This is a genomic window from Beggiatoa leptomitoformis, from assembly GCF_001305575.3.
Taxonomy (GTDB): Bacteria; Pseudomonadota; Gammaproteobacteria; order Beggiatoales; family Beggiatoaceae; genus Beggiatoa; species Beggiatoa leptomitoformis.
In genome coordinates, this window is record NZ_CP012373.2 from 952,432 (window position 1) to 971,417 (window position 18,986).

13 protein-coding genes are annotated in these 18,986 nt (G+C 40.0%); 8 read left to right on the forward strand and 5 right to left on the reverse strand.

From position 1 onward, the window contains the following. Nucleotides 1-53 precede the first annotated feature (53 nt). Nucleotides 54-1,436: a glutamine synthetase family protein gene (locus AL038_RS04035; RefSeq protein ID WP_101539099.1), complete on the reverse strand. Its 1,383-nt coding sequence runs from the start codon at nucleotides 1,434-1,436 to the stop codon at nucleotides 54-56. Between the two features lie 291 nt (nucleotides 1,437-1,727). Between AL038_RS04035 and AL038_RS04040 the strand changes: the two genes are divergently transcribed. The 4 genes from AL038_RS04040 to murD all read left to right on the forward strand — a co-directional run bounded on the left by AL038_RS04040 (nucleotide 1,728) and on the right by murD (nucleotide 5,565). Beyond that, a complete protein-coding gene (locus AL038_RS04040; protein WP_062149384.1) occupies nucleotides 1,728-2,093 on the forward strand; it encodes a hypothetical protein in 366 nt (121 codons plus the stop codon). Between the two features lie 4 nt (nucleotides 2,094-2,097). After that, on the forward strand, nucleotides 2,098-3,186 hold the full coding sequence (locus AL038_RS04045; protein ID WP_062149386.1) for an AI-2E family transporter: 1,089 nt from the start codon (nucleotides 2,098-2,100) through the stop codon (nucleotides 3,184-3,186). A 24-nt stretch (nucleotides 3,187-3,210) separates the two neighbouring features. Then, a complete protein-coding gene (locus AL038_RS04050) occupies nucleotides 3,211-3,984 on the forward strand; it encodes an ABC transporter substrate-binding protein (protein WP_062149388.1) in 774 nt (257 codons plus the stop codon). 213 nt (nucleotides 3,985-4,197) lie between these two features. After that, a complete protein-coding gene (gene murD, locus AL038_RS04055) occupies nucleotides 4,198-5,565 on the forward strand; it encodes a UDP-N-acetylmuramoyl-L-alanine--D-glutamate ligase (protein ID WP_062155338.1) in 1,368 nt (455 codons plus the stop codon). A 186-nt stretch (nucleotides 5,566-5,751) separates the two neighbouring features. Here the strand turns inward: murD and AL038_RS04060 are convergent, their stop codons facing one another. Together AL038_RS04060 and AL038_RS04065 are read right to left on the reverse strand one after the other, a co-directional pair. Continuing rightward, on the reverse strand, nucleotides 5,752-10,818 hold the full coding sequence (locus AL038_RS04060; RefSeq protein WP_062149391.1) for a hypothetical protein: 5,067 nt from the start codon (nucleotides 10,816-10,818) through the stop codon (nucleotides 5,752-5,754). Between the two features lie 209 nt (nucleotides 10,819-11,027). Continuing rightward, nucleotides 11,028-11,702 (reverse strand): PspA/IM30 family protein, encoded by a 675-nt coding sequence (locus tag AL038_RS04065; protein ID WP_062149394.1) that lies wholly within the window; start codon nucleotides 11,700-11,702, stop codon nucleotides 11,028-11,030. A gap of 465 nt (nucleotides 11,703-12,167) precedes the next feature. On the opposite strand from AL038_RS04065, the gene AL038_RS04070 reads away from it, so the two are divergent. Then, entirely contained in the window at nucleotides 12,168-13,106 is a 939-nt protein-coding gene (locus AL038_RS04070) for a nucleoside recognition domain-containing protein (protein WP_062149397.1), read from the forward strand. A 19-nt stretch (nucleotides 13,107-13,125) separates the two neighbouring features. Here AL038_RS04070 and AL038_RS04075 read toward each other — a convergent pair whose 3' ends face one another. Both AL038_RS04075 and AL038_RS04080 read right to left on the reverse strand, forming a co-directional pair. Then, a complete protein-coding gene (locus AL038_RS04075) occupies nucleotides 13,126-15,450 on the reverse strand; it encodes a sensor histidine kinase, YfiR-like protein-associated (protein WP_062149400.1) in 2,325 nt (774 codons plus the stop codon). Nucleotides 15,451-15,673: 223 nt separating this feature from the next. Further along, nucleotides 15,674-16,162 (reverse strand): YfiR family protein, encoded by a 489-nt coding sequence (locus AL038_RS04080; RefSeq protein WP_161575423.1) that lies wholly within the window; start codon nucleotides 16,160-16,162, stop codon nucleotides 15,674-15,676. A 305-nt stretch (nucleotides 16,163-16,467) separates the two neighbouring features. Between AL038_RS04080 and AL038_RS04085 the strand changes: the two genes are divergently transcribed. The 3 genes from AL038_RS04085 to AL038_RS04095 are packed head-to-tail and all read left to right on the forward strand — an operon-like array spanning nucleotide 16,468 to nucleotide 18,979. Continuing rightward, nucleotides 16,468-17,472, forward strand: a complete 1,005-nt coding sequence (locus AL038_RS04085) for an ABC transporter substrate-binding protein (RefSeq protein WP_062149407.1) — start codon at nucleotides 16,468-16,470, stop codon at nucleotides 17,470-17,472. Between the two features lie 2 nt (nucleotides 17,473-17,474). Then, nucleotides 17,475-18,230, forward strand: a complete 756-nt coding sequence (locus AL038_RS04090; protein ID WP_062149410.1) for an ABC transporter permease — start codon at nucleotides 17,475-17,477, stop codon at nucleotides 18,228-18,230. Next, nucleotides 18,230-18,979, forward strand: a complete 750-nt coding sequence (locus tag AL038_RS04095; RefSeq protein WP_062149413.1) for an ABC transporter ATP-binding protein — start codon at nucleotides 18,230-18,232, stop codon at nucleotides 18,977-18,979. The genes AL038_RS04090 and AL038_RS04095 overlap by 1 nt, the downstream gene beginning before the upstream one ends. Nucleotides 18,980-18,986 lie beyond the last annotated feature (7 nt).

Genomic DNA, 18,986 nt, shown 5'->3' on the forward strand with positions numbered 1-18,986 from the left:
AAGTCCGTTTGCTATACAAATACCATCCTTTCAAACGGAAATATTCAGCAGATTTAAACATTTAATAACAAAAAATCCCTTTCCCATGAACTAATGACTGCAAGAAATGTTTCATACTCCTTGAGCTTAATAGCTCGATAGGCTTTTACAAACCGTTCGCCTAATATCTCGCGCAAAGGAATGGATTCGGGTTCACTCAGAAAACGTAGCGATTCTTCTAAATTTCTAGGTAACTCATAAGGCATATCATAAGCACTGCCTTCAATCGCAGGACGTGGTTTGAGTCCTTGCATCATCCCCAAATAACCACACGCTAACGATGCGGCAAAAACAATGTAAGGATTTGTATCTGCACCTGCAACCCGATTTTCTATGCGTCGAGATTTAGGGTCAGAATAAGGAACACGTAAACCAACCGTACGATTGTCATAACCCCACTGAACATTAATGGGTGCAGAGTTATAGCGTGCAATCCGTCGGTAAGAATTGACATTAGGCGCGAGAAACGACATAGCTGATGGCAAATAGGTTTGTAAACCCGCGATATGCGACAAAAATAAATCCGTCATTTCGGGTTTATCATTACTGAATAAATTAACCCCTGTTTCCTTATCGACAAGGCTTTGGTGAATGTGCATTGCACTACCTGCCTCTTTTTCCATGGGTTTTGCCATAAATGTGGCATAAATATCATGGCGCATAGCAGCTTCGCGCACAGTGCGTTTAAAGAGAAAAACTTGGTCGGCTAACTCTAAAGGGTCGCCGTGAAGAAAATTGATTTCCATTTGTGCAGCACCCGCTTCATGAATAAGCGTGTCGATGTTTAACTCTTGTGCTTCACAAAAATCGTAAATCTCCTCGAATAAAGGGTCAAACTCATTGACTGCATCAATACCATAGGCTTGTCTAGCCCGTTCTGGTCTGCCTGAGCGTCCTATCGGTGGTTCTAGGGAATAATCGGGGTCGATATTTTTCTTCACCAAAAAAAATTCTAATTCGGGTGCAATTATCGGTTTCCAGCCTTGTTCGTCATAGCGTTTTAATACCCGTTTTAATACAGTTCTCGGGGCTAAATCAACCTCGCTACCATCTCTATAAAAACAGTCATGAATGACTTGGGCTGTTGGTTCTGTCGCCCATGGCACTAAACGAATGGTGCTTGGGTCGGGTTGTAAAATCATGTCAATCTCGGCAGGGTCTATAGCACTTTCATCTTCGGGATAATCACCTGTAATCGTTTGAATAAAGATGATTTCTGGCAAGCGCATTCCTTCTTCTTTGCAAAATTTGCTAGCAGGAATAATTTTGCCGCGAGCGACACCAGAAATATCAGGCACTAAACACTCTACTTCGGTAATGTGACGTGTTTCAAGCCATTCTTTTAAGTAGTCGAAACTCATAAATTGATGTGGTGTGTGGTGGAAAAAAGTGGGCATAAAATAGGGGTTGCTCTGTATTTTTAGGACGGTAAGTATGAATTTATTCGCGTATTTTGAGCTGTTGCGCAGTACGTGCGAATAAATTCGTAGCTATTTTCCATACAACAAGTCCCATTTAGAATAATAGCGGATTCTTATCATCAGGGCGGGTGCATATCTTTTTTAATTGATTTATGCAAAATGGGGTTGTCAGTCATCACACAAGCGATTAGATAAGTTATGTTAAAATGAGGTCAAAGACTCGTTGCAAATTGGTTTATATCAGTTTATCAAAGTGGTTATGTTACTATGTCACAATCTGTCGCCCAACGCCTTAGCGATATTCTGATAACGCTTCCTGAAGCAGAACAGAAAAACGTCCTTGCTTTTGCTGAGTTTCTTCATGCGCGTGTTCGTGCAGAACATCCTTTAACCCTGCCACTGCCTGAATTACTTGAGCCTCCTCAAGGAGAATCGGTGGTTGCCGCTATTAAACGGCTTTCACGTAGTTACGCGATGTTAGATAAAACCAAAATGTTAGGGCAAACCGCAGAATTAATGACACAACACGTTGTTTATGGTCGCACGGCAGAAGAGATTATCCCACTGCTGGAGACCTTATTTATGCAACACTATCAATCATTTGTCGAACATTATAATAAGCAGATAGGATAACCCGATGGTTCAAGTGCTTAGTCGTTGGTTTCACCGCTATTTTTCTGACCCCCAAGCCGTCTTTTTAGCGATTTTGCTGGTTGGTAGTCTGACGGTTTTGATGACCATGGGGGAAATTCTCGCACCATTACTAGCGAGTATCGTGATTGCTTATTTATTAGAAGGATTGGTAAAAAATTTACAGCAGTGGCGAGTTGCCCGCTTACCTGCGGTTATCATTGTTTATTCATGTTTTTTGGCATTTTTGATTTTTGTCTTAGTCATTTTATTGCCCTTGTTATCTAATCAGTTAAGCCAGCTTTTTCAAGAGTTACCTAATAAACTCACAAAATGGCAAGAATTATTAATGGCATTACCACAACGCTACCCCGGTTTTATCTCTAACGAACAGGTGGACAGCTTATTAAATTCCATCCGTGTGGGTTTACGCAGCATAGGACAAATCGCGCTCTCTTATTCCATTGCATCGTTAGGCGTGGTTATCATGCTAATGGTTTATTCTGTCCTTGTGCCTTTTTTAGTCTTTTTCTTATTGAAAGATAAAGAAGTTATTATTCGTTGGGCATTAAGTTTTTTACCACAAAATCGCCATGCCGCTAGCCAGTTATGGGTAGAAATGGATGCACAAATTGGTAATTATGTGCGCGGTAAAGTCTATGAAATCTTTATTGTCGGCATCGCAACCTATATTCCATTAGCCATTTTAGGAATGAATTACGCCTCTTTATTAGCGGTACTGGTCGGTCTATCGGTCATTGTGCCATACATTGGTGCTGTTGTTGTGACAATCCCTGTGGTAATGGTTGCTTATATACAATGGGGATTTAACAGCGATTTTATTTGGGCGATGTCTGCCTATACCGTAATACAATTTATTGACGGTAATATTATTGTTCCGTTGTTATTTTCTGAAGCGGTTAATTTACACCCTGTGGCAATTATTGTTTCGGTGTTGGTATTTGGTGGCTTATGGGGATTTTGGGGCGTATTTTTTGCCATTCCGTTGGCTACCTTAGTTAAAGCATTATTAGTTGCTTGGCCCCGTATGCCTGACCATGATATGGAAAAGCGGCAGATGGATTCACTTTATTAATAAGTCTTTTAAGGAGAATTACGCATGAAAAAAGTGTTCAGTGCAGTTTGTTTAATTTTATGTTTATTGGGAACACAAGCGAGTTATGCAGAAAAACTACGTTTTGGCGTAGAAGGCGCGTATCCACCGTTTAGCCTGATAGACACTCAAGGGGAATTGCAAGGTTTTGACATTGATATTGCAAAAGCCTTATGTCATGCCATTAATGTTGAATGTGTGCTAGTCCAAAATGATTTTGACGGTTTGATTCCTGCGTTATTAGCGAAAAAATTTGATGCAATTATTGCATCAGTTTCTATTACCGAAGAACGGAAAAAATCCGTTGATTTTACTAAAAAATATTACAACACGCCCGCCCGTTTCGTGCGGAAAAAAGACTCAGGCATTGAAGCAACGGCTGAAGGGATAAAAGGTAAAGTGGTTGGTGTACAAAGAGCAACCACGCATGACAAATACCTAACAGATAATTACGACACGACAATAGACATCAAGCGTTATGTCACGCTAGACGATGCCTATTTAGACTTGCAAGCGGGACGTATAGACTTATTACTTGCGGATTCTATCCCATTAGCGGACGGATTTTTAAACAAACCTGATGGTAAAGCGTATGAATTTACAGGTGAACCCATTACCGACCCAAAATGGTTTGGTGAAGGCGTTGGCATTGCCGTGCGAAAAGGTGACAACGAATTACGCGAGAAATTAAATCAAGCCATTGCAAAAATTCGGGCGGATGGCACTTATAAGACAATACAAGATAAATATTTTCAGTTTGATGTTTATGGCGATGAATAACCAATAGCACCGTCTGAACGTTTAAAATCCATCATGGATAGTACCGCTTGAAGCAGTGCTATCCAGACTATCTTAATAAGTGGTCTGATAAATCCTTTTGTAAAGGCAGTTCTGTATGAACTACCTATTTTGTGAATAAAGATTATTGCTGTACAAAAACTTATGTTGTTTCAAAATAATAACGTTACACTAGCCACTCACCTCAATATAAATATGTCAAACCCGACTTCAAGTATCCCTACACAAACTAATTCTTATACCGCCATCATGGGCATGGGTAAAACGGGCGTATCTTGTGTTCATTTTCTGGTGAAACAAGGCATCCAACTGTATATTATGGATAATCGCGCCGAACCGCCTTATTTTAATACCTTACAACAAACCTATCCGCAACTAACCTATTTAACAGGGCATTTTGACCCTGATATTCTCGCTAACGCACAAGAAATTATCATAAGCCCCGGTATTTCACTAGAAAACGAAGCATTACAACTAGCGCGTCAAGCGGGAGTTCCCATTATTGGCGACATTGAATTATTTGCCCGCCATGTAACCGCCCCCGTTGTTGGGATTACAGGTTCTAATGGAAAAAGCACCGTCACAACCATGCTGGGCGAAATGGCAAAACAAGCAGGACGCGCTGTGCAAGTGGGTGGTAATTTGGGACAACCTGCCCTCGATTTACTCAGTACCGCCGCCGATTTATATGTTTTAGAATTATCCAGTTTTCAATTAGAAACAACACATTCATTACGTCCAAAAGTCGCGGTTGTACTCAATGTGTGTGCAGACCATTTAGACCGTTATGCAGACATGCAGGCTTATGCTGTTGCGAAACAACGTATTTATCAATATGCAGAAACTTGCGTTTTAAACGCAGATGACCCCATTGTGATGGCAATGGCTCCTACAGATAAACCAATTATTACCTTTAGCTTACAAGCAGATAAAGGTGATTTTCGCGTCGCCACCTATCAAGGACAAGCGCATTTAGTCCGTGTTAAACAAGGGCAAATTATCCCGTTAATAGCCACAGCAGAGCTAGCCTTAAAAAGTGCCTTTATGCGTGCAAATGCACTAGCCGCACTAGCGTTAGGCGAAGTCCTAGGATTACCGCTCGACTCAATGATACTCATCCTAAAAACCTTTAAAGGCTTACATCATCGTTGCGAATTAGTCACTACAATCAATCAAGTGGAATGGTTTAACGACTCTAAGGGAACAAATATAGGCGCGTCTATTGCGGCTATTCAAGGGTTAGAAAACCCGAAAAAAATCATTTTGATTGCAGGTGGCGATGGCAAGGGTGCAGATTTTAGCCCCTTAGCAGCCGTTGCCCATGAACACTTAAAAGCCTGCGTTTTAATTGGACGTGATGCACCATTAATTGAAATAGCCTTGCAAGGCATTATTCCCTTATCACATGCACACAGTTTAGAAGCCGCCGTAAAACAGTGCGCCGAGCTAGCAGACGCTGGGGATATTGTATTGTTATCGCCCGCCTGTGCGAGTTTAGATATGTTTAAAAATTACGAACACCGTGGACAAGTCTTTACTGATGCGGTTCATGGTTTAGTTTAAGCCCCAGTAGTGATAAACAAGACAGGACAAAGCAGATTCCCCCGAATCGCCCCATTTATGGAAGGATTCGGGGGAATATTTCTATAGCACGCCCTAAAAACCACCGCTTTCAGCAGTGCTATCTATTTTAAAAAACTATCTAAATCAAGATTCTCAACACTTAAAGACGAGAAAAATACTTTCTGTTTACCGCCACTCCGCCAAATCAGCACGCATAATGCGAATTTTCTGCAACAACATTTCTCGTTTCAGATTAAAGAAAATCATACTCACCGTAATACCACCTCCTAATAAAATCAGAATAATGGCTTTGCTTAAACGGTCTTCTGGGTAAAACTGCACGAGTTGTCCTAACACATTAATCATCAAAAATACGATACCTGCATACAAAAAAGCACGGGTACGTAAAGCGATACCTAAAATAATTCCGCCCATACTTAAGCCTAACGCCAATATAAAAAAACTCAATTCAGGACGTAAAAACACATCCGTTGTTGCGCTGGTATAAAGGACAGTTAAAGCAAGCAATCTCAAATTATGATTAATAGTCGTTCTTAACTCTTGCGTGTGAATATACGTCATTATCAACACAGTAATTGCCGCTGGGAGTACGTATAGTTGAACTAAATGCTGTTGCTGTGCTAATGCAGGTATCCAAAGATAAAGTGCGATATTTAATAAAATCATCGCTAAATAAAGCGGTAAAACCGTTTTCATCTGATTTTGCAAGAAAAAATAATAGACTGCTCCCGTAAATAATAATAACGTGATAGCGGTTGAATCGCTCACAGTCAATAAGGGAACAAGCGCAATACAGGGCAACAACAGATTAAGTCTATCCAAGACTTTTAACTGAATGAAATAACGACTAAATAAACTACCATAAGCGGCAAGCATCAACGCAACGCTGTCCCACAACGTTAATGAGCTAAATCCAAAAAGCGACATACGGCTATAAATGGCTAAAATTGTTATTAAAAATACAATGCCAATAAACTTCTCTGTTGGTTCTACCCTATACGCTTGCCAAAGCGCGATAAAAATCCCCCCCGTTAAAAATAATATTCCACTGTCAACGACTCCAAAAAGAGGCTGATTTACCAGTAAATTCGCAACCAACCCAACAGCCCATAAAACCAGCGTGCTAGCGGTTATAAAAGGAATTAACCATTCCAGTTTTAACTGATTAAACCAATTATCTTCCGTCGCTTTTAGCATAGGAAATAGTGTAAGTAGCACACACAACAGCACGGCATTTTGTAGCGCGTAATAAGGCAACACTGCCCACAACGTTGTTGCAGGAAGGAAAAACCAAAGCAGATGTAAGGCGACCAATCCCCCCAAAATCCCTACATTAAACCACGTTGTATCACGCTGCTGCCCACCAATAGTTAAGGCTATCCCACTGATAATGCTAAATGTAATTAATTGCTGTGGCAAACTGACCGCCAATAAAAATAGACTAATGATTGCCATGATTAAAGTCAGAAATAACCATACTTCACATTCTTTTATCCGATAGCCTAACTGTAATAATCCGAATAATAACAATGCCCATAAGGCAAAAATACTCGGCGCGGTCAGGACAAACAAGGTAACACTCAAACTATAAAACGTACCAAACAACGCAAGAAATAAAAGATGCGTAAATAAAGAACGATTATTCTCTGCATGACTTTGTTGTTGCAGTAACCAAAAATAGGCGGCGACAGTCAACATAATTTGCCATGCAATCTGTCCTGTTTGTAAAAAATTCACCACAGGTAATGCAAAGAGAACAAAGAAACTAAGCATAAATGTGATGGTTGGGTCAATCGCCCATAAAGCAAACAATCGGTTAAACCAAGGCAAACCGTAATAAGCCAAGCCCAACAAAACAAAAGGCAGTATTAACCAAGCAAATTCATTACCTTGTGGAAATAAAACTAACACAATCGCCAATAATTGCAACGGTAAGAAAATACCGCGCCAATGTAGCGCATCTTTTGCTAACCATTGAAAAATAGGTAGTTGCGCGACAACCAAACCGCCAAAAACATACGCCAACCAGATTGAAGTCATTGGAAATTGCCACACTAACAAACTCAGCGCGTGCAACAAGACATAAGCATATAATAAGGTTGCTGTATAATATAAAGGCTTATAATACAAATCACTAAAAACAGGGGATAAGCGTAATGGATACGTCACGCCGACTAAAGCGACGGCAATGCCTAACAGAATGGTGAGAACTTGCGCAAGGTCTAAGGCAAATAGCGTGGGTAAGCCGATAAAACTTAATAAACTAATGGTAATCGTCAATAATGCAGCATAACTCAATGCAATATAACGATAATATCTACCTAAAATCACAAAATAAAGCGTACTCAGTATAAAAATAGCGGTTAGTACCCCATCCCCAAGGTGTGGAAAAAGGAGCGCGTAACTTAAAGAAGCCCCTTGCACGCCAATCAATAAGAACAGCGTGCTATAAAACACCCATTGCATGGCTCGTGTGTATCCACCACGTTGTCCGTACCCACCTTGCCAACAGAGTAACTGCGTGAGGCGTGGATGAAAAAATTGTAAGCCAATGAGTGCCGTTAACCACGCGCCCAAGGCATAGCAAGCCAAGAAGAAACAAAAAACCAGCGGTTGCACATCACTAAAAATCGGCACAAGCACTAATCCCAACCAGAACAAAACCGCAGGTAAAAGCCATAATTGGCGCGTTTGCCCCGCCATTAATAAGGTAATAACCGCTTCTAAAACCAGTAACAAACTCCCTGTAGATAAAATGGAAAGGGGCAACAGCAAATAATGCAATAATCCAAAAATACCAACGCCCCATAAAATTATCGTACTGATTTGGCAAGGCGGAATTAATAACGTAAAACGGTCTGCTGTGCGAGCTAAAGGCATCCCTAAGAATAACAATGGCTCTAAATGAATATCATGCACTAACAAGCGTTGTTGCAAGCGTTGTAATCCCCAAGTTACCCACCACAAAACCAATGTTACTAGCAACAAAGCGAGTAAATTCGTCTGTGGGAAGAACAACAACTTACTAACCACAACAACGCCCGTGATAAACAATAACCCGCTGTAAAAAAATGCCCTAACCCGCACAATCCAGCCAATACTCAATAATAAACTGGCAAATCCACTAGTAACCGCTAACGATAATAAAATATCGTGTGTATTAAGGCTGATAAAAATACTGATTAAACCACTAAGTATGCCTGCCTGCATAAACCACACGGGGGCATAAGCGGGTTTAAGCCACTTAGAAAGACTAATAACCGTCCATATCAGGCTTAATAACAAGAAAAGTAAGGTAAATTGTACAGATACGGTTAAGGTGGGTAATAATGGAAAATAAATGCCATTCAAAGTCACTGCACCAATAAACCCTAATGTTTTCATATAAGGCGAAGTGTTTCTGCCTTTAGATAACAAGAAAATTAACAACGATGCGGACAAACTGGTGATTAACCCGATAACGCTAGGGTGAGCGTAGTACAAACTCCAAGCCAATACACTGAATAATAAAACTAATAAGGTACGATACGTGATAACAATAAATCGTGGTGACTCACGGCGACAGGCTAAACGGTACAACTGCCACAAAGCGACAAATAACGGTACGCTGGCTAAAAAATGTTCATCAGGGGTGAAATGCACTAACACCACCTGCCAATACCAAACAACGCTTGCAGCAAGCAGTAAATACAGTGGCGATAACGTCAAATACCGCCAAACCATTGCCGCATACAGCCCAATGGCTAAAGATAAAGTCGGGATAAACCACGCGCTGGAGTAACTTAACACAATGGCAGTGACTGACAGGGCATAAATCAAAAACGTAAAATAATTAATAATAGTTTGTTTAAATTCATCACGATTCGCACAACTGTCCACATAAAATAACAACACACAAACCAACATCAACAAACCACCTGCATAACCCACAGGTAAGGTTAAACCACTGCTAACGGTCAAATGAACGAATGAAATCAACGCCGCATACAACAAACTGCCAACAGTAAAATACGTTAATAAATCGGCATCTAAAAATAAGGCTTTTAACCAACCCTGCGTAAAGCGTAAAAAAGCGTAACTTAAGCCCGCTAATAACAAAATATGTAAAACTGCCAAGAAATACCAAGAATTCATACTACTAACTAACGGTAATGCAAATTGTAAGCCCGCTAAAAATAAGAATAAACGTGGATATTCTTTTAAAGACTGCCGTTCTAAACTACCGCTTGCAATTTTTAGGGCAAACAAAAATCCCCCCCACAAACCCACAGCACAGAGTGTTGCAACGGCTAATAATGCAAAGTTTCCATCACTAGTCATAAATAAACGCACAGCGGCGGCAAAATTTAGCGGAATTAAGAAAATCCCTAAAAAATTTAAAACTTGATGGGAAATTAATAATTCAGGACGCTGGCGACGAATCTGATAAGCTCCCCATAAAATCAAGAGCGTATATAATGCCAAACAAAACAACACGGCTAACCCGTTTGCAAATCCATCGGTATAAGCAACCAATAAACCAGAACCTGACACAAAACAAAAACCACCAACGAACCAGCCGATATTTTGCCAAATGAAAGGCAATAAAATTTGACGTGTAAAGACCTGCAACCGATTGATTAATGATGGTGTTGTCGGAGTTGTTTTTGGAGAGGGTAATGGTTTTACAATGCGCGGTTTTACAGTTGCTACGGTTTGTTTAATCACAACAGGATTAACACGGGGTTTAGGAATAACAACCGATGCAGGCAAAGTAACGGCGGGCGGTAAGGTAACAGGCGCAAGCGTATTGTCAAGTTCCTTAATTAAATCATCAATATGCTGAGTATTTGTCTGGGGCGACTCTGTCTCAAGCGTTGCTTGCTGCTCCCAACAAGGTGTTTGTTGTGGTCTTAATAATTGCCAAGCATCTGTTAGACGACGATTTTTTTCTATTTCATCAATATAATGATAATGGACAAGACTTTTACAACGTGCTTCAATCTTCGTTAATAAGTCTTGATACTCAGCAGGCGTTACTCGCCATTGCTTATGATTGCTACGTAATTCAAAGTAGAACGTTAATAAGTCAAATAGTTCTCGTCGTTCAGGCGCAGTTTTCGGTTTTTCATTAACGCCTGATTTAGTGCTTGATTGCCAAAAAAAGGTAATCAGCCCTAATGGGATAGCAATTTGTATGGGTAATAGCGAAAAGTAGAGGAAAATAAAGATAAATTTACAAAGCCATTGCATGATGATTCACCATTGTGAATGCGGTTCAATCGGGAAAGGTTTTTATTAGACGGTTTGCAAAAAAAGCAATTATGGCGTGCGTTAGTATTGCTACGGACAGCACTGCTTAAAGCTGTGTTATCCGTTGTTTATCTGTTGCAATCTAAACTGGTTATAAACCCCCTTCATTGATGAAGAGGGTTTATAGCGAGAATAACGTATTTAATGGCTTATTTTTGTTGAATTTTAATTTTTAATTCTGCCATTAATGTATCCACTTCTTGAGTAGATTCTAACTTAGCGAATTCTTTATCTAACTCGCTTTGTGTGTCGTCAACCTCTGCCATTGCCTCGCTGTAGGCTTCCATTTCGCCGATACGGTCTTCTAAGCGGTCAAAACGGCTTTGTGTGTCTAACCCTTGTTGAAAACGGTCTAGGGTTTTGCCCATTTGTTGGCGGGCTTGTGCTGCCCGTTGGCGTGCAACTAACGCGCCTTGTTTACGTTTGGTTTCTTCAACCTTGTTTTCTAATTGACGCAGTTGATTTTTTAACCGTTCACTAGTAGTTTTTGCCGTTTGCCAAGCGGGTTCTAAATTACGAATAACATTATCAATTTCTGTTTTCCGTTGTAATGCAGAACGGGCTAAATCTTCTTTATAGGCGCGCAGTGCGGTTTCTGCTTTATTTTGCCACTCGGCAGATTGGGCTTTCTGCTGTTCTAGTTCACGCAACAATTGTTTTTCACTTGCAATAGCATGAACAACGCCATCTTTAGCGGAGGCAATTTGCTCCTCCATTTCCCGAATCAGTTGTTTAATCATCCGCTCAGGGTCTTCAACTTTATCCAGTAAATCGTTGACGTTGGCGTTTAAAATGTCATTTACCCGACGAAAAATGCTAAACATAATATCCTCCGTATCGCACGTATTGTGCTTTAATTAAACAGTGTTCAATTTAAGTATGTACAAAAAACGCATTTAGTCAAACTATAGCACAAAATTGAACAGTGTTCAAAAAAATTTAGTACGTTGATATTTTAATTAAGCAACAGATAACGTTGCTCAACGCGGCGGTATTTATGTTATTTTTGCGCGTGGATTATTAAGCATTAATAAAATTTTTCTAAATAACCTGAGTTCGGGATAAGAAATAGGGAAAAATTAATAAATTTAATTGGTTTATCTCGTTCCCACGCTCCAGCGTGGGAACGAGAATTTCTTATCCCGAACTCAGGTTAAATAATGTTGGTTATGTTTCAATAAAGGGGTACTAAAAAAGTAAGAATGCGTCATTTTCCTGATTCAGACAGGTTTTAAGCAACTATCAAGATACTCATTAGATTCACCAATTAACCGCAAAAGACGTGGATTATGGAAGAAATTGCAGCATTAATTTTAAAATCAGGCAGGGCGGGCGTAGAGTTAGCATTATTTGTTCTATTACCCGTTATGGTTGTTATGTTGACGCTTATGCGTTTGTTAGAAGCAGAAAATATTTTGGACCGCATTGTGAATTGGATTACGCCAATTTTTCGTCCATTAGGTATTCCGGGATTGGGTATTTTCGCGCTAATTCAAACGCTATTTGTGAGTTTTGCCGCGCCACTCGCCACGTTAGCGATGATGGATAAAAGTGGTACATCGCGCCGCCATATTGCCGCAACATTAGCAATGGTGTTTACCGTTGCCCAAGCGAATGTCACTTTTCCAATGGCAACCTTAGGCTTACATGTTGGAACAACAATTCTCGTATCACTTATCGCAGGTTTATTAAGTGCCACAGTAACGTATCATGTATTTGCACGTCATTTACCCAATGAATCAGAACCACCAGAACCTGCATTAAACCACCCACAAGCGGCAAATGTGAAAGGGGTTTTACACGTTATTAATCGTGCTGGACGAGAAGCCTTTGAAATTGCGATTGCTTCTATTCCTATGTTAATTCTAGCATTATTATTGGTAAATAGTTTGCAAGCCATTGGAATTATGGGGTGGTTAGAAACACTTTTAGCACCTGTTTTTGCGTGGTTTAACTATCCAAGTGCTTCTGTCTTATTGATTATTACCAAGTATATTGCAGGTGGGACGGCAATGATGGGGGTTAGTGCGGACGCATTACAACACGGCACAATCACCATTGTAGAATTTAACCGCATGGCAGGTTTACTAATCAGTCCCTTTGATGTTGCGGGGGTTGCGATTTTAATATCTGCAGGACCGCACGTTGCTTCCGTCTTAAAACCTGCGGCGTATGGGGCAATTGTAGGCACGTTGATAAAAATGATTTTGCATGGGCTTTTGTTTTAAAAGGGTTTTAGGTGCGAATTTATTCGCACTTATCATCTACCCAGCGTTCTAAAATAACTTTTAATTGTTGTTTATTAACAGGTTTGCTTAAGTAGTCGTCCATTCCGATACTTAAGCAATATTCGCGGTCTCCCTCCATTGCATGTGCGGTTAATGCAATAATTGGAACAGCACGTGTTTTTTTGGTGTTCATATAACCTTGTTGACGAATGATTTTCGTTGCGGCGAAGCCATCCATATTAGGCATTTGGCAATCCATCAGAATTACATCATAGTGTTGATGTATCAAGCGTTGTAATACCTGTACGCCATCACTAACTAACTCTACACAACAGCCAAAATCTTCTAGCACTAAGCGGGCATATTGTTGATTTATTAAATTATCTTCGGCTAATAAAATATGCAGATTAAATTGCTTATCCGTATTTTCTGTTGACTCAACAAGTTGTGGGGGAAATGGTTGATTAATGACCATTAATAAACATTGATGTAAGCGGGCTTGCCGAATAGGTTTATGCAAAATGGCAGAAATATTAGCTTGTTGCAAATCCTCTTTGCGGATTTGCTCTATACTTGCCATGATGATGATGTGTGTCGTTTGTGATTGATTTTTAATCTGTTTAGCCAGTAAAAAACTGTCCGTTTTTGCGGGTAATAATCCTAACATCACCACTGCATAAGGATTTCCTGTCGCTATTGCGGTTTGAATTTGCGTTAAAACGACGCTGGCATCTGTGCAAATATCCGCTTTAATACCCCAACCTGATAAATAATAACAAATAATATTACAATAACAACTATTTGTGTCTAAAATCAAAATTCTAATGGCGGGTAAAGGTTCTACAGGAGGGATAGGTGTTGTAGGATTGACTTTGTCTAGCCATGCGGTAAACCAAAATTGTGAACCTTTACCCTCTTCGCTTTCAACGTCTATTTCACCATTCATTAAATGCGTCAGTTGTTTGCTGATAGCTAAGCCTAGCCCTGTTCCACCATAACGACGCGACATTGAACCATCTGCCTGTGTAAATGGTTGAAATAAAATAGTTTGTTTAGGTGCGGGAATGCCTATTCCTGTATCACGTACCGTAAATTTAATTAACACTTGCTCGGCAATTTCTGCCATTTGCGTCACGATAACAACAACTTCACCAGATTCAGTAAATTTAACGGCATTATTCACCAAATTAGATAAAATTTGCCGTAATCGAACCACATCGCCTGACAATATTAATGGAACATCACATGTCAGTTGGCTACACAGGGCAATTTTTTTCTGATAAATTGCGCCCGCAAATAAATCAACGGTTTCTTCTACTAAGACATGTAAATTAAATTCACTTTTGTACAGTTCTACGTGTCCCGCTTCTATTTTAGAAAAGTCTAATACGTCATTAATAATACTCATTAATGTCTGCCCAGAATTTTGTACTGTTTCTGCGAGGTGGCGTTGGCGTTCATTGAGACCTGTACCTAACAATAATTCTGTCATTCCTAATACACCATTCATGGGTGTACGGATTTCGTGGCTCATGGTGGCCAGAAATTGCGATTTTGCTTGGCTTGCAGATTCTGCTAACTCTTTTGCTTGTTCTAACTCACCATCACGTTTTTGAATCTGCGCCAACATATCGTTAAAACCGTCAATTAATATGCCTAACTCATCAGGTTTTTGTTGTACTGCCCGTAACGCATAGTTTTTTTCTTTAGAAACTTGTTGCATGACACGCACAAGGTGCAACACAGGACGCGAGATAATTCTTTGTAATAAACTTGAAAAAATGAAGGCGGTTATCATTGCCGCAATAAATACTAAAAAAGCAAACAGTGCATATTCATGTAATTGACTGGTCATCGAACTTAATTCATTACGCAAATAAATCCAGCCGATAAGCTCTTTATTGATAAAAATAGGATGACTGAGAACTAATTCTGTTGAGGAGAAAACATAGCTACGTTGACGTAAATGTATTTCTAGCTGCGGGGTACAATAATTAAGCGGGTCATATTTGGCGAAAATTTTATGTTCTACATCATAAATACAAGCAGAAACAATGTCTGTTTGCGAATGTAGCGTACTCAATATTTCGTTAGCATCTTTTTCATTTCGAAACACAATTGCTGCGTTGGAATTTGCCCCTAGGATATCCGCAAGACTGGTTAAATGACGAACCATTGCTAATTTTGCAGATTCGTTTTCTCGATAAAGAAAAAAACCTGATGCAACCAGTAAAGAAACGCCACTGGTAAACATGATAATTAACAACAATTTTTCTTTGATAGAAATAAATCGTAAAAAAGACAACATAGGCAACTCCATCCCCACCACCTCAAGCAACGCCATTATTTGGCTTATCGTTTTTATGTTTTTTAAAAATTGGCTGAATAATAAAAAAGGTAGTGCTAGAAAAGTGAGGATAAGCCAATTTAAAATTAGCGTACCCGTTTAGTCCTCACTTCTCATTCAGTTATCTTTTTTTAACAGTACGTTACGCTATCACTAATGCGTCCTAATAACCACTTCGAGCGGTGTTATCCGTTTCTGTTTAGCACAACCAAACTATAAATTATTTATCAATAACACGAACAGACTGTCTTAAGAGTTTAGAACTAATAGGCAACCCTTTCATTTTTGCAACTAACTGATTTATTTCAAAAAGTAATTTGTTATTTTGATAGGTAAAACCGATGGTTCCTCCACTATCAATGAAATTTGGAATAGTGCTTACTGTTAGCACACTGCGGTTTTTTAAAATAGTCAGAATACGTGTCAACTGTTGTTCTTGACTTTCATCAATATAAATAACATGACAAGTATTTAATTTATAGATATTTGCCTCTTGCCTAACAACAATAGCACGCGATTCAACTTGTCGCCCTACAGCGATTTTTTCAAAAAGATTCTGAAACTGTGCATTGCCAAATATACAGATTTCTAACGGGGATGCCATAGTAGAAAAAAACTGCGGTGACCACGTTACAAATTGGGTTATCCTGATAAGATAATCTGCTTCTGTTTCTGGGGAGTTTGCCATAACTCGCGGAGCGGGAAGCATATAGAGTATTGTTAAAAATAATAAGTTATACATATCAACTCGGACTTATAATAAGTGGTTTCCATTGTTTTTAGAAAAATAACAATCACTGAAAAAAAGAACGTGCAACACAAAAAAACTTGTTTGTCCTGTATCATTCACGTGATGGTCAGCCGTTATTTTATGAGGCTTCATCGGTTTATTAAATGCAAATTACCAACAGCTAATAACATTACAAATCACGAACAGATAGAAAATAAGGGATACAATAAAGCGAGAATAATAACCCTACTTTCTTAAACCACCACATAAAGAGCCTAAAATATATGTTTTCTCCTTTTTCCAAGCGATTTTTATACCGTTTTCTTGCAGTTTTACTGCCTATGCTGTTTATTTCTCCCTACGCCTCATTTGCCGCTGAGTCACACATCCGTGTGGGGGTTTTACAATTTGGAACAGTTAATTGGGAAATGGATGTATTACAAACACATCAACTCACACAACAAGCGGGTGTTACCGTTGAGGTGGTTCCTTTTGCAGCGAATAATGCATTAATGGTTGCGTTGCAAGGTCATGCAGTTGATGTTGTCGTGGGTGACTGGTTGTGGGTTTCTCGACAACGCGCAGAACAACGGCTTTATACAGCAGTTCCCTACTCTTTAGCCATTGGGCATTTATTAACCCGTCCTGATGCCAATATCAAAACATTGGCCGATTTGCGTGGGAAAAAATTGGGGATTGCGGGCGGAGCGGTTGATAAAAATTGGTTATTGATGCGTGCTTATAGCCGTAAAAACTTAGGGGAAGATTTAAATACGGTCGTTGAACCTGTTTTTGGCGCGCCGCCTTTATTAAACCAACTCATGCTACGGGGTGAACTGCCTGCGGTTATTAATTTCTGGAACTTTGCTACCCGTTTAGAAGTGGCTGGTATGCAACCCTTGTTGAATGTTGCCGATGTGTTGCCCGCATTAGGGATTGAAAAACCAATTCCCCTCTTAGTCTGGATTTTTGACGAACAATGGGCAAATCAACAACCTGAAACGATAAAGGCTTTTTTATCAGCGACTTATCAAGTAAAAACGCAATTAGCAACCGATGACAAAGAATGGGAACGGATTAGACCCCTAATGCAAGCCGAAGATGATGCAACCTTTCAAGCCTTAAAACAAGGTTATCGCGCTGGTATTCCTCGCCATTTTGGCACGGAAGAACAAGCCGCAGTAACGCGGGCATTTGCGGTATTAGCAGAAGAAGGTGGGGAAGAAGTCGTTGGTAAAACCCATGAACTCAGCGCGGGTACATTTTGGCAAGGGTTCACTTTACCTTAAAGATGATGCAAATCTCGTTATCAGATAACTGGTTAAGAACACTATCACTATTAGGGTTTCTCTTGGGTTGGCAATTGCTAGCAATGCAGTTAGCTGACCCTTTATTTCCCAGTCCTTTAGCAGTATTGGTGCGTTTTTGGACACACTTAACGCAAGGTGAACTGCTTTATCATCTGAGTATTACCCTATTGCGTGTGATGGTTATTTTTATCATTGCGATGACACTTGGTACGGTTTTAGGCATACTCATGGGACACTATCCGCGCCTAGATGCTTTACTAGACAACCTCTTAGTACTAACCCTTAATATTCCCGCCTTAGTCATTATTCTCTTGTGTTATATTTGGTTAGGATTAACGGAAACGGCAGCAATTATGGCAGTTGTATTAAATAAAGTCCCTAATGTTATCGTTACTGTGCGGGAAGGCGCGCGTGCAATTGACAAAAAACTAATGGAAGTTGCCTATATTTTCCGTGTTTCTCGCGTGCATACCTTTCGCTATGTCTATTTGCCACAACTTTACCCCTACTTATTAGTAGCCGCGCGCTCTGGCTTGGCATTAATTTGGAAAATTGTGTTAGTTGTTGAACTATTGGGACGTAGTCAAGGCATGGGGTTTCAACTGCATACCTATTTTCAATTTTTTGATATTCAAAGTATTCTGGCTTATACACTTGCTTTTGTCGGCGTGATGCTAATGGTAGAAGGCTTACTATTGCGTCCTTTAGAACGCTATTTATCCCGCTGGCGACCCTAATGCTTACCGTTACCGTTACCCATAAAGCCTATCCTCACGCGACACATCCCGCCTTAACGGATTTACACTTATCCGTTGCAGATGGCGAATTTGTCGCATTAGTAGGACCATCAGGGTGTGGAAAAAGCACGTTATTAAATATAATTAGTGGACTAGATAAAAATGCAACGTTTAGCCTACAACTGGACAAGCAACACCTAACCGTACAACAACGTTTCCCTTTAAATATGGGATTTATGTTTCAAGAATCACGGTTAATGCCTTGGCTCACTGTGCTAGACAATTTACTGTTAGTTTTAGATAAATCTAAACAATCTCGTGAACAAGCCTTACATTATTTAGCCGCAGTTGGGTTAGCTGACCATGCCCAACAGTTTCCCGCCCAATTATCAGGCGGTATGCAGCGACGAGTTGCATTAGCCCGTGCTTTTGTTGTACAACCGCGTTTACTGTTAATGGATGAACCCTTTATTTCTGTTGATGCGCCAACCGCAGAGCGGTTACGCAGCGTGTTACTGGCATTGTGGGAAACGTCGCGTCCAATGGTGTTATTCGTCACCCATGATTTGCGTGAAGCCTTAAGCCTTGCTGACCGTGTTTTGTTCTTATCAGCAAGCCCCGCACGGGTTATTTTAGAACAAACGATAAATCTTGCGCGTCCGCGAGAAATGCAAATGGACGCATTACAAACCATTTATAATCAACTACTAACCACTCATCCTGACTTACTGTCAGGGATTTGCCGATAGGAGCATT